This is a genomic window from Nonomuraea sp. ATR24, from assembly GCF_041950485.1.
GTDB lineage: Bacteria > Actinomycetota > Actinomycetes > Streptosporangiales > Streptosporangiaceae > Nonomuraea > Nonomuraea ceibae.
This window is the reverse complement of record NZ_JBGNUU010000001.1, coordinates 333225-346183: the sequence shown is the minus strand read 5'-3', so window position 1 is coordinate 346183 and position 12959 is coordinate 333225. Positions and strand designations below refer to the sequence as shown.

Below are 12959 nucleotides of genomic sequence, written 5' to 3'. Positions count from 1 at the left end.
CGCCAAGGCCGAGTCTCCCCGTCCGGCCGATTTGAAACGACCATTACTAATGGAGTAGGTTGATCGTCATGTCCCGGGCGCGAGGCTTCGATGATGAGCAGGTGCTTGACGCCGCCATGGAGGCGTTCTGGGCCCGCGGGTACGCCTCCACGTCCGCGCAGGATCTGGTGGACTGCACCGGATTGGGGCGCAGCAGTCTCTACAACGCCTTCGCCAGCAAGCACCGGCTCTACGAGCTGGCACTGCGCCGATACCTCGAACGCAACACCGAGGCCGATATCGCACTGCTGGAGGAGCCCGGGCCGGTGAAGGAGCGCATCCGGCAGTTGATGCTGGGGGTGATCGATGCCGAACTCGGTGATCCCGGACGGCGGGGATGTCTGGCGGTGAACGCCGCGATCGAGCTGGCCGGCAAGGACGAGGCGGTCACCGCGCTGGTGCGGCGCATCTTCGCCCGCGTCGAGGAGGCGTTGGCGGCGGCCCTGGCGCGTGGTCAGCGAGATGGTGAGATCACGCGTGAGCGCAGTGCTGCCGCCCTGGCGCGGTTTGTGTTGAACGCCGTCTACGGGCTGCGGGTGCTCGGCAAGGCCGCCACCGACCGACAGCAATTGGAGGAGGTGGTGGACGCGACGATCGCCGCCCTGTGAGGCGGCCGCGGCTTTTTATTTACCCTCGATTTGGAACGAACATTACAGATGGAGAGCGTCATGTCCCTGTCAGGAAAAGCAGTCGTGGTGACCGGAGCGAGCCAGGGAATCGGGCTGGCCATCGTCACCGACGCGATCGCCCAGGGCGCCCGGGTGGCGGGAGTGGCCCGCACGGCCAGGCCGGAGCTCAAGGCCACCGGAGCACATCCGATCGCGGTCGATCTGGCCACCGCCGAAGGCCCGGCCGAGGCGGTAGGCCAAGCCGCCGACGTCCTCGGCGGCATCGACGTGCTGATCAACAATGTGGGCGCTTTCGACGCGCGGCTCGAAGGGTTCGGCGCGATCACCGATGCCCAATGGCAGTACACGTTCGAGGTCAACTTCTTCTCCGCTGTACGCGCGATCCGCGCCGCCCTGCCGTCCCTGCTGGAACGCCAAGGAGCGATCGTGAACATCTCTTCGATCCGCGGACGCTTCCCCCAGCCCGCCACCGTCGATTACGGAGCTTCCAAGGCCGCGCTGACCAATCTGGGCAAGGCGCTGGCCGAGGAACTCGGGCCGCGCGGGGTGCGGATCAACACGGTCTCTCCCGGACCGACCCGCACTCCGGCCTGGGAGAGCGAGCACGGCATCGGCGCAACACTGGCAGCGGCCGGCGGCAGCACCGTCGCGGACTTCCTGACCGGCTTCCCGGCCAAGGCAGGCTTCAACACCGGGCGACTCACCGAACCCGACGAAGTCGCCGCACTCGTGCTGTTCCTGGCCTCCGGACAGGCCCGCAACATCAACGGCGCCGACTACGTCATCGACGGCGGCCAGTCCAAGACGGTCTGACAGGCCATGCCGACGACCCGGGCGCCGGCCGCCGAGCCCCAGCGCCCGGGGCGGAACCACCAGCCGAGCGCCTGTCCCCGAAACGCTGGGCCGCAGGCCGGGCAGTGGGAGCCTCGTCGGAGGCGTGGCCGGGCGCGCCTTGGCCATGCGCCGGTACGAGATGCTCGCGCCGCACCCGCACGAGGGAGTACCGCAGGCGGCACGTGATCTGGCGCGAACCCGAACCGGACTGGCGCAAGAACAGGGGCCGGCACCCCGTCCGTGGCCGGCGTCTCCTGCGTGCTCGCCGACGGTGGAGGCAGTCGTGGGCATGCAGTGAGCGCGCTGCTTCCGCAGCCGGGCCGTCGACCTGGCGGCCCGGGCACCGCTCGCGGCCCGTAATTCGCCGACAACAACATGGGTGCGGCGACAGTAAACACATTTGAAATGATATATACCCGTAATATCAGCTCCGCTGCCGAGACCTCCCGATCTTTTTAGAATTTGCCCTGTCGGCCCGCCTTGGCCGGTGAAACCCGTTCTGCAATGAGCTCTGCCCCATCATCGGTTCACCGGCGCAGGGAGGCTTCTGTGCGGGCAGGTAAAGCGTCGTTATGCGTGATAACGGTCGCCGTCACGGTGGCAAGCCTTTTGTCCGCCCCTCCGGCGTACTCGCTCCCGACGGTCAAGGGAGCACCGGATATCGGTGATGACCGGCCTCCGGTGCGGGGAGAGCGGGTGCCGGTTCGTCCGCGCACCACCGACTCAAGGGCGGGGGAGCGGGTGGCGCGGCCGCGGTGGCCGTCCGCGGGCGACGCCGCCGAACTGCGCGCGACGGGGAACGCCCGGGTGCGCGCCCTCGACAGAGGCGCCGCGGCGAAGGCCGGCGTAAGCGGGCTGCTGTTCACCGTGGACAGCGCGGGCCCGGCCGAAGTGCGCGTGTCCTATTCCGGGATCGGCGAAGCCTACGGCGGCTCCTATGGGTCTCGCCTCCGGCTCGTCCGGCTGCCTGACTGCGCGCTGACCAGCCCCGGCGCCGAAGCGTGCCGTGCCACCACTCCGGTGCCCGCGGAGAACGACGCCGAGTCCCGGACGCTGACCGCCGACGTCGCCGCCGGGGCGGCGGTGTTCGCCGTCCAGGCCGGTCCCGCGAGCGCGCTCGGCGACTATCGGGCCACACCGCTGGCTGAGGCGGCGACCTGGAGCGGTGGCGGGAACTCCGGCGACTTCAGCTGGTCCTACCCGTTGCGCGTGCCGCCGGTGCCGGGCGGACTGACGCCGCAGGCGGCGATCGGCTACTCCTCCGGCTCGGTGGACGGCCGGACCTCCAGCACCAACAACCAGTCCTCATGGGTGGGCGAAGGTTTCGCGCTGTGGCCGGGGTTCATCGAACGCAGCTACAAGGCGTGCGTGGACGACGGCGCCCCCAAGAGCAACGGCGTCGACCCGGGGGACCAGTGCTGGGCGTACGACAACGCGACCGTCACCTGGAACGGCAGGGGCGGTGAGCTCATCAAGGCAGCCGACGGCACGTGGCGGACGCGTGGCGACGACGGCACCCGGTTCGAGCGTCTCACCGGCGGGCCGAGCCGCGGCGGGGACGGCGACGACGACGGCGAGTACTGGAAGGCCACCACACCCGACGGCACCCAGTACTTCTTCGGCCGCGACCGGCTGCCCGGCTGGACCGCGGAACGGCCGCGCACCGGCTCGGTCTGGACGGCCCCGGTCTTCGGCAACCAGGCCGGCGAGCCGTGCCATGACCCGGCGGGGTTCGCGAAGTCGTCGTGCCGCCAGGCGTGGCGCTGGAACCTCGACCACGTCGTGGACACCCATGGCAACGCCATCACGTACTACTACGCCAAGGAGAGCAACCGGTACGGCCGCAACGTCTCCCTGACCGACGACGTCGCCTACGAGCGCGGCGGCCAGCTGAGTCGCATCGAGTACGGCCTGCGGTCCGACGACCTGTTCGCCCCGCCCCCGGCCAGGATGGTGTTCGGCACCGCGGAACGCTGCCTCCCGGACAGCGGCTTCGACTGCGCCCCCGCCAAGATCGCCAGCTCCCCGGACAGGTGGCCCGATGTGCCGTGGGACCAGAACTGCGCGGCGGGGTGCACCGCGAAGGGGCTGATCTCGCCGACCTTCTGGTCCCGTAAGCGGCTCGCTGACATCACCACGCAGGTCAGGCGGCCGGACGGCGGCTACCGCGACGTGGACACCTGGCGGCTGCGCTACAGGTGGGGAGACGCCGACGTGGATCGGCCGTTGCTGCTGGAAGGGATCGAGCACACGGGCAAGGCCACCGGCACGCCGGTGACGCTCCCCGAGGTCACCTTCAACCACGTCCAGATGAAGAACCGGATCGACCGCGTCGGCGACGACATCCCCCCGTTCATCAAGTACCGGCTCGGCGCGATCTTCGACGCGTACGGCGGCCAGATCGAGGTCCAGTACTCCGGCGAGGACTGCACCCTGTCCGACCTGCCCGCCCCCGAGACCAACACCAGGCGGTGCTTCCCCGCCATCTGGCAGCCCGCAGGGCGCGACAGTCCGATCCGCGACTGGTTCCACAAGTACGTCGTGACGAAGGTGATCCGGTCGGACCGCACCGCCCGGTCGCCGGACATGGTCACCAGCTACCGCTATCTGGGCGGCGCGGCCTGGCACTTCGCCGACGACGACGGCCTGGCCAAGGCCAAGGAGAAGACCTGGTCGCAGTGGCGCGGCTACGGGCGGGTACAGGTCGGCACCGGTGGCGACGGCGAACCCCTCACCCTTGAGGAGAACCTGTATCTGCGGGGCATGGACGGCGACCGGCTCAACGCCTCCGGTGGCACCAAAGACGTCACCGTCTCCGACGGCGAGGGCGGCACGCACACCGATCACAACGCCCTGGCCGGGTTCGAGGTGAAGCGCACCGTCTACACCAGCCCGGGCGGATCCGTACACACCAAGACCGTCAACACGCCCTGGCAGCATCAGACCGCTTCCCGCGTCCGCTCCTGGGGCACCTCCAACGCGGTTCTCACCGGCACCGCCACCACCCGTACCTGGACCGCCGTGGACGGGGGCTCCTGGCGGGAAACCCGCACCGACACCGCGTACGACACCGTCACGGGTCTGCCGACCCAGCTGTACGACCAGGGCGACACCGCCCGCCAGGACGACGACCTGTGCACGCGCACGACGTACGCGATCAACGCCGCCGCCTGGATTCGCGACCGGCCCGCCCGGGTCGAGACCGTCGCCGCCCGCTGCGCCGCCACGCCCGCCCGGCCGGACGGCATCGTCTCCGACGTGCGCACCTTCTACGACGGAGGCGCCTTCGGGGCCGCGCCGGAGAAGGGGGACGCCACCCGGGTGGAGAAGATCGCAGAGTACGACGACGGCACACCTGTCTACGTGCCGTCCGCGCGCTCGGCGTACGACGGCCACGGACGAGTCACGGCCGTCACGGACGCGCTCGGCCGGACGACCCGGACCGCGTACACCGAGACGGCCGGACTGACCACCGGGATCACCACCACCGGACCGCCCGTCACCCCGGGCGACGCCGCATCCGCCCACGTCACGACCGAGACCCTCGACCCCGCGCACGGCGTGCCGGCCACGCGGACCGACCCGGCCGGCCGTACCACCAGCTTCGCCCACGACGCGCTGGGCCGCCTCACCAAGGTGTGGCTCCCCGGCCGCGCCACCACCGAGACCCCAGACGTCGAGCACGACTACGTCGTCGCCGAGGACGGCATCGCCACCGTCACCACCAAGGCCCTGGCACCTGGCGGAGGCCGCCAGGTGACCCAGGAGCTGTTCGACGGACTCCAACGCCCGCGCCAGCGGCAGACCGAGGGACCGGACGGCGGACGGCTCATCACCGACACGTTCTACGACAGCCGGGGCAACGTGGCCCGCACGTACGACCCCTACTACGCGGAGGGAGAGCCGCGGCCCGAGCTGTTCGGCGTCCAGACGCCCGGCGACGTCGAGTCGCAGTTCACGTACACCTACGACGGGCTGAACCGGGAGACCCTGCGCCGCTTCGTCGTCGGCGGCAACGACGTCCAGGAGAAGTGGCGTACCGTCACCGCCTATGGCGGCGACCGGGTGGCCGTGGATCCGCCCGATGGCGCCACCCCCACTGTCACCATCACCGACGCCCGGGGCCGTACCACGGCCCTGCGCCAGTATCAGGGCCCGTCACCGTCCGGCTCCTACCAGGAGACGACCTACACCTACAGGGCCGGCGGCGAGCCGGCCACGATGCGCGACCCCGCGGGCAACACCTGGTCCTATGCCTATGACCTGCGTGGCCGTACGACCAGGAGCGTCGCCCCGGACACCGGCACCCGCGTCACGACCTACGACGACCTGGACCGGCCGGTGACGACCACAGACGCCCGAGGCCGGACGCTCGTCCGGAAGTACGACGCGCTCGGCCGCAACACCGAGATCCGCGAGGGCTCCACCACCGGCACGCTGATCGCGGCCTGGACGTACGACACCCGGAGCAAGGGCGACCTCACCGAGCAGACCCGCCACTCCGAGGGGCGGGCCTACACCGAGCGCATCGACGCCTACGACCACGCGGGGCGCCCGGTGAAGTACACGGTCGTCGTTCCGCAGGAGGAAGGCGCACTGGCCGGAAACTACACCTTCACCACGGCCTACAACCCGGACGGCTCGGTCCGCAGCCGCGGCTACCCGGCGGCCGGCGGCCTGCCCGCCGAGAACGTGACGACCACCTACGACGAGCTGTCCCGGCCCACCCGGCTCACCGGCAGCCTCGGCACCTACGTCAGCGCCACCACGTACTCGGCGACCGGCGCCCCCCTGCAGTACGAGCTGAGCACGGGCGGCAAGAAGGTGTGGCAGACCTTCACCTACGAGCACGGCACCGGCCGCCTGGCCACCGCGCGCGCCGAACGCCAGGACGTGGCGGGCGCGGACAGGAACGCCACCTACACCTACGATCAGGCCGGAACCATCACCTCGATCGCGGACGTGTCCCGCTCGGGCACCGATACCCAGTGCTTCACCCATGACCATCTCCAGCGGCTCCTCCAGTCCTGGAGCCAGGCCACCACCGATTGCGCCGCCGCGCCGTCCGGCGCCGTCGTCGGCGGGCCCGCGCCGTACTGGCACAGCTACGCCTACGACGTGACCGGGAGCCGCACCCGGGAGGTCAGGCACGGGCTCGGCGGCCAGGCCGACACCATCCGTTCCTACGGCAACGCCCCCGCGGGCCAGGGCCACCGGCTGGACTCGATCGACCAGACCGGCGGCGCGGGCACCGGTGGCGAAAGCTTCGGCTACGACGCGGCGGGCAATCTCACCAGACACACGACCGGCACCGAGAACAAGACCTTCACCTGGGACGCCACCGGGTTCCTCAGCAAGGTCTCGGTGGACGACGCCGACACGTCCTTCGTCCACTCCGCCGGCGGGAAGCGGCTCATCCGCCGCGATCCCGGCGGCAGCACGCTCTACCTGCCCGGTATGGAGGTGCGCGCCTCGACGGCGTCCGCCGCCGCCCAGCCGTCGGCGGTCCGCTCCTACTCCCACAACGGCCGCACGCTGGCGACGCGCGCGGCCTCCGGCGTGAACTTCCTGGTGCCCGACCACCAGGGAACCGCGTTGATCACCGTCGACGCCGCCGACCAGACGCTCACCCAGCGGCGCTTCACCCCCTTCGGGGACGAGCGCGGCCAGGCCCCCGCCACCTGGCCGAACGAGAGGACTTTCGTCGGCGGAACCTCGGACGCGAGCACCGGCCTGACCCACCTCGGTGCCCGCGACTACGACCCGGAGACCGGCCGCTTCGTCTCCGTGGACCCGCTCCTGCTGGGCGACCCGCAACAGTCGCACGGGTACAGCTACGCCAACAACACCCCCGTCACCAGCAGCGACCCGAACGGCCTGGCGCCCTCCTGCGGTGGCGGGGGAGGCAAGGCGCGGCTGCTGTCCGACGACTGCGACGGCGACTACGTGCGCCCGCCCGGCGACTCCGACCGCGACTACCACCCCCGGCCGGGCCGCCCCGGCCGCCCCGGGCCCGGTCGCGGCGGCGGCGGTGGTGGCGGCGGTGGCGGCGGCCACCAGGGCGGTGGCGGCGGCGGGGGATACCGGCCTCCGCCCATCGGCCCGGTCCGCGTGTGCTCCGGCTGGTGCGCGATCGGCGACAAGGTCGGCGACTTCCGTCCCGACATCGGCATCCCCGACCTGCCTGGCGTGCCCGGCCTGCCGTCGGTGCCCGGCATCCCGAAGCCCGGCTGCCAGGTCTTCATGCCCATCCCGTCCCTGCCGGGATGCGACAGCCCGGACCCCGGAAGCTGGGAGTGGAAGGGCACGAGCGATTGGGGCGGCTGGAAGTGCACTCCCTTGGGCTGCACCATCGTGGTGCCGCGGCACATCGTGAGGATGCTGGATCAGTGGCTCAACAACGACGGCGTGGGCGACTGGATCTGGAACTCGGCGAGCGCGGCCATTGGGGCCGGCTGCAGCATGCTGGTGGAAGGACCGGCAGGGGGGTTCATCTGCGGCCTGCTGGCGTCGATGGCCGTCGACGAGTTGCAGGAGCAACTCAGAAGCGCGGCCGAGAACGACCAGTGCCTCGGCATCCCCAATTACCCGTTCATGCCCAGATGGCCGAGAGGTACCTCTGATCCGTCCATCTGCCCGCCCTGACGAACGGCCCGCGACCTGCCCGCGACCCTGGAGATCGGAGACCGACGCATGCGAACGTTACGGGGTGGGAGAGCCCGGCAGGCGGTGGTAGTCGCGTGCGCCGCCGTCGTCACGCTCTCCCTCGCGCCCGGCCTGACGCCGCAGGTCGCGGCTCACGGCGCGGGGGAGCCGCCTGCGGCCGTCACGGAGGCGCAGGCGACGCGGGAGGCACGGGCGTCCGGGCAGCCGGTGGAGGTGACGGCCCTGCGCGGAGAGTCGCGCGAGGTCCGCGCCCTGCCGTCGGGCACCTTCGAGCTCATCCAGCACCAGCGCCCGGTCCGCACCCGGAAGAACGGCGTCTGGACCCCGGTGAACCCGGCGCTGACCCGGCTGCCCGGCGGCGGTCTCGGCCCGGTCGCGGCGACGGTGGACCTGCGCCTGTCCGACGGCGGCGCCGAACCGTTCGCGTCCATGGGCAGGGCGGGCCGTACGTTCGGGCTGTCTTGGCCGGGACCGCTGCCCGAGCCCGTGGTGACGGGGGACACCGCGACCTACCCTGAGGTGCTGCCGGGCGTGGACCTGAGCGTGCGCGCCGACGTGGACGGTTTCGCGCACCTGCTCGTGGTCAAGACGCCTCAGGCGGCGCGCAACCCGGCGCTCTCCCGCCTGCGGCTGCGGACCGAGACGCGCGGCCTGCGGCTGGCGGGCGACGCGGCGGGCGCGCTGCGCGCCGTCGACGCGGTGACCGGTGGCGCGGTGTTCGAGGCGCCGGCCCCGCTGATGTGGGACTCCGGCCCGCCGCCGGGCGCGGCGTCACTGTCGGCGGGTCAGGCACAGGCGGCCGGACCCGCCGAGGGGTCGCGCGTCGCCCGCGTGGGCATCGACCTGGGCGGGGACGAACTCGCCCTCATGCCCGACCGCAGGCTGCTCGCCGACCCCGCCACCCGCTTCCCCGTCTACATCGACCCGGTGTGGAAGACGGTGGGGGAGGCGGCCAGGCTGATGGTCTCCAGCGGCTACCCCACCACGACGTACTACAACTGGACGGGCACCCAGGGCGTGGGCCTGTGCGACGTGCAGTTCGACGGCGCCTGCGTGAGAGACCAGAAGAAGCGGCTGTTCTACCGCATGCCGATCGGCTCGATCGCCGGCAAGCTCGTGCTCTCCGCGGAGTTCATCGCGTACGAGACCCACGCCTACAACTGTTCCAACCCCACCTCGGTCCAGCTGTGGCACGCCAGCGGCTTCGGCTCCTCCTCGACCTGGAACAGCACCGACGACAACTGGGTCAGCCGGCTGGCCTCACGTGACGTGGCGCACTGCTCCAAGACGCCCGTCGAATTCGGCGGAACCTCCCTGCGCAACGTCGTTCGGGCCGCGGTGAGCGCCAGGGACGCCGCGATCACCTTCGGGCTGCGCGCCTACTCCGAGGCGACGATGGACTGGTGGAAGAGGTTCACCGCGGACGCCAACCTGCGCATCGAGTACAACACCCCGCCGCCGCAGCCGCTGATGAAGAACCTGACCATGAGCCCCGGCGGGCCGTGCGTCTTCCCGGGATCGCCCACGGTCAACCGGCCGCCGACCCTGTACGCCATCCTGACCGACCCCGACTCCGGATCAGCGGCCAAGCTCCAGGCCGAGTTCCGCATCATCTGGAACAACGACACCGGCTTCTGGAATTCACCGCTCTCAGCCGCCAAGACGAGCGGGTCGACGTTCCAGGTGACCGCGCCCGCGACCATCCCGCAGAACAGGCGGATGAGCTGGATCGTCCGCACCTGGGACGGCCACCAGTGGAGCCCCTGGAGCTCGGCGGGCGACGCGACGGGCTGTTACTTCACCTACGACGCGACCGCCCCGCCCGCACCCTCCCTGACCTCGGCCGACTATCCGCCGTCCGACCCCGAGAACCCCGATGACCCGTGGCACGACGGCGTGGGCCGCTACGGTTCCTTCACCGTCAGCACCACGCAGAGCGACGTGAACCGCTACTGGGTCGGGGTCAACACCACGCCCACGTCGGCGGGCGAGTACCGCCCGGCCACTCCTGGCGGTCCCGTGACCGTACAGGTGGCGCCGACCAGGGCCGGAGTGAACTTCCTTTACGTCAAGGCCCTCGATGCGGCGGGTAACGCCAGCGCGCCCACCACCTACATGTTCCGCGTCAGCGCGGGCGCCGAACCTCGCGCGCACTGGCCGCTGGACGAACCCGCGGGCGCGACCTCGCTGTCGGCCACCGTCCGCGAAGGCACCCCTGCGATCAGCACCGGCCTCTCCGGCGGTACGACGATGGGCGTGGACGGCCAGGTCGGCACCGCGATGCGCGGCGACGGCACGACCGGCTATGCGCAGACGTCGGGACCGGTCATCGACACCGCGAAAACCTACTCGGTGGGGGCCTGGGTCAGGCTCGCGCACACCAACGGCTTCGCCACCGTCGTCAACCAGGACGGCAACGTGGTCAGTGGCTTCTACCTCCAGTACGTCCACGACGACAACCGCTGGTCGTTCAGCCTGAGCAACGCCGACGCCGTGCAGGGCGGGGTGCGGGTGCTGTCCACCGCGCCGCCGGAGGTCGGCGAGTGGACCCACCTGCTGGGCGTGTACGACTCCGTCGCCAAGACCGCCCGCCTGTACGTCAACGGGGTCCTGCAGCAGGAGAAGGCGTTCACGGTGACCTGGAGCGCCACCGGCCCGATGGCCATCGGGCGGGCCAAGCACAACGGCGCCGAAGTGGACCACTTCCCCGGTGAGCTCGACGACGTGCAGGTCTTCGATCGCCTGGTCAGCGAGGAGGAGGCCGCCGACCTGTTCGCCCGCCACCCCGTGCTTTCCGGGCGCTGGACGCTCAACGTCGACGGACAGGACGATTCGGACCAGCGCCACCACCTCGCCCTGGCGGGGGACGCCCGGGTGGATCAGACGGCCGGCTGGCTGGGTTCCCCGGCGGGCGCTCTCGTCCTGGACGGCGCCGGCGACCACGCGGCCACCGCCGGGCCCGTGGTGTCCACCGCCCGCAGTTTCACCGTCGCGGGCTGGGTGACGGCCTCGAGCAGGCCCACCGCCAAATCCGCGATCTTCTCCCAGGAGGGCGTCGTCAACAGCGGGTTCACCGTTCGCTACGACCCCTCGGCCGCAGGCGGGACAGGAGGCTGGCAGGTGGAGATGCCGGGTTCCGACAGCGCGGGAGCGGTGGCGCAGCGAGCGGATCACCCCTCCTATCAGAGCCAGCTGGCCTGGGATCATGTGGCCCTCGTCTACGACTCCTTCGCCGACGTACTGCGCCTGTATGTCAACGGCTGGCTGGAGGAGACCGAGGAACAGGTCTCGGTCCGCTGGCACACGATCGGCTTCGACGCCACAGGACCTCTCCAACTGGGTCGGTCGAAGACCGCGGGGGTGTGGGGGGAGCACTGGCCCGGTGCGATCGACGACGTGTGGGCCTTCTCCGGCATCCTGACCCAGGAGCAGGTCCAGATCCTCGCGGGATACACGGAAATCCCTACCGGTTCTCCCTTCTGATCCTCGTCCACCAGCCGCCCGGGTCTCATGCCGGGGGCGTGACGGTGCTGAAGACCCCGCCGCGCACCGCGGGCCAACTGCTGTGCCGAGCGGCGGGTGTGCACCGTACGGGCCGAGTGCACTGACCGCATGCAGATCTACGGCCAACGGCGCCTGCGCTCGGTGCCGGCCGAGTACGTCGATCACTACAACGGCCACCGGCCGCACCAGCCCCGCGCGCAGCGCTCCATGTTCGATGTTCCAAAAGATCGAAGAAGCTAACATGGCGGGATGAGGCAGGCGCATCATCCCGAACAGGCCGAGATCGCCTTGACGGAGGTGATGGCCGCACTCAGCGACCCGATCCGCGTCGGGCTGGTGCGGGTGCCGGCCGCCGGACGCGAACGCGGCTGGGGAGAGCTGCGGGTGCCGGCCTGACGCGCATCCGGCAGGAGGGGACCCGCTGCTACGTGGCCTCGCGCCGGAGGATCTGCAGGCGAGCTTCCCGGGCTGATGCGCGTGGTCTGATTGCCGCCGTGATCGACGGCATCGGACGTCAGGTCGGCGTGAAAGACGGCCCCCGTAGGCTGAACCGGCCACTTCGGATGGACGACCGCAGCGCCAACGGCACGACCGTGGGGAAGGGCCGGTGGCGCGCCGTACAGACAAGGAATCCTCATGACCACCACCGCGCTCATCGTCGGCGATCTGCAGGCGGGCATCGTGGACAATTATCCCTTCGCCGCCAAGGTGATCCCCGTCGTGGAAGAGGTTCTTCCCGCGGCCAGGGCCGCCGGAATCCCGGTGATCTTCATTCGTTTCGGGCTCCGGGGCTCAGGGCTTGACGTGGCAGCGGGGAACCAGTTGATCAGGGGCCTGCATGGGGCGGGGACGCTGTTCCATGAGGAGTCTCCCGAGACGCTCGTGCATTCGCGCATCGAGCCGTTGCCGGGCGAGGCCGTCGTCCTCAAGCGCAGGGCCAGCGCGTTCGCGGCGACCGACCTCGATCGCCTCCTGCGCGCCCAGCGCGTCGACTCGATCGTGCTGACCGGCGTCGCGACCGGGGCGATGATCGCCGCCACGCTCTACGACGCCTCCGACCGCGACTACCACGTGACCGTGCTCAGCGACGCCTGCGCCGACGGGGAGCCGGACGTGCACGACTTCCTGGTCAACCGCGTCTTCCCGGCCAGGGGTGCTGACGTCCTCACCGCCCACGAGTGGACCGCTCGCCTGTGATCATTCCCCCCAGGGGGTGACTGAACGTAGGCAGCCTGCGCGGGTGCTGGGGGCCAAGGCATACTCCTCCCGCGACAACCGGGGCCACCT

General features: G+C 70.8%; 6 protein-coding genes and 1 pseudogene. All 7 read left to right on the top strand.

Features of this window, described 5'->3' with window-relative positions; genetic code table 11:
* Nucleotides 1-68 precede the first annotated feature (68 nt).
* The 7 genes and pseudogenes from ACBI99_RS01670 (at nucleotide 69) to ACBI99_RS01640 (ending at nucleotide 12869) form a co-directional block, all read left to right on the top strand.
* Complete coding sequence (locus tag ACBI99_RS01670) at nucleotides 69-647, top strand: TetR/AcrR family transcriptional regulator (protein WP_375071674.1); 579 nt, start codon at nucleotides 69-71, stop codon at nucleotides 645-647.
* Between the two features lie 60 nt (nucleotides 648-707).
* Complete coding sequence (locus tag ACBI99_RS01665) at nucleotides 708-1481, top strand: SDR family NAD(P)-dependent oxidoreductase (RefSeq protein WP_246644408.1); 774 nt, start codon at nucleotides 708-710, stop codon at nucleotides 1479-1481.
* A 717-nt stretch (nucleotides 1482-2198) separates the two neighbouring features.
* Nucleotides 2199-8147, top strand: a complete 5949-nt coding sequence (locus ACBI99_RS01660) for an RHS repeat domain-containing protein (RefSeq protein ID WP_375071521.1) — start codon at nucleotides 2199-2201, stop codon at nucleotides 8145-8147.
* A 48-nt stretch (nucleotides 8148-8195) separates the two neighbouring features.
* Nucleotides 8196-11651, top strand: coding sequence for a LamG-like jellyroll fold domain-containing protein (locus tag ACBI99_RS01655; RefSeq protein ID WP_219503003.1), 3456 nt, complete (start codon nucleotides 8196-8198; stop codon nucleotides 11649-11651).
* Between the two features lie 72 nt (nucleotides 11652-11723).
* Nucleotides 11724-11912 (top strand): annotated as a pseudogene (locus tag ACBI99_RS01650) (integrase core domain-containing protein); the annotation flags it as partial.
* A 9-nt stretch (nucleotides 11913-11921) separates the two neighbouring features.
* Nucleotides 11922-12068 carry a hypothetical protein gene (locus ACBI99_RS01645; protein ID WP_246644407.1) on the top strand — a complete coding sequence of 49 codons (147 nt, stop codon included), beginning with the start codon at nucleotides 11922-11924 and terminating at the stop codon, nucleotides 12066-12068.
* A gap of 240 nt (nucleotides 12069-12308) precedes the next feature.
* Entirely contained in the window at nucleotides 12309-12869 is a 561-nt protein-coding gene (locus ACBI99_RS01640) for a cysteine hydrolase family protein (RefSeq protein ID WP_219502998.1), read from the top strand.
* Nucleotides 12870-12959: the final 90 nt, after the last annotated feature.

Excerpts from the sequence above, each read along its gene's own strand:
- ACBI99_RS01670 (WP_375071674.1), top strand. The coding sequence starts at position 69 with ATGTCCCGGGCGCGAGGCTTCGATGATGAGCAGGTGCTTGACGCCGCC.
- ACBI99_RS01645 (WP_246644407.1), top strand. The coding sequence starts at position 11,922 with ATGAGGCAGGCGCATCATCCCGAACAGGCCGAGATCGCCTTGACGGAG.
- ACBI99_RS01665 (WP_246644408.1), top strand. The coding sequence starts at position 708 with ATGTCCCTGTCAGGAAAAGCAGTCGTGGTGACCGGAGCGAGCCAGGGA.
- ACBI99_RS01655 (WP_219503003.1), top strand. The coding sequence starts at position 8,196 with ATGCGAACGTTACGGGGTGGGAGAGCCCGGCAGGCGGTGGTAGTCGCG.
- ACBI99_RS01640 (WP_219502998.1), top strand. The coding sequence starts at position 12,309 with ATGACCACCACCGCGCTCATCGTCGGCGATCTGCAGGCGGGCATCGTG.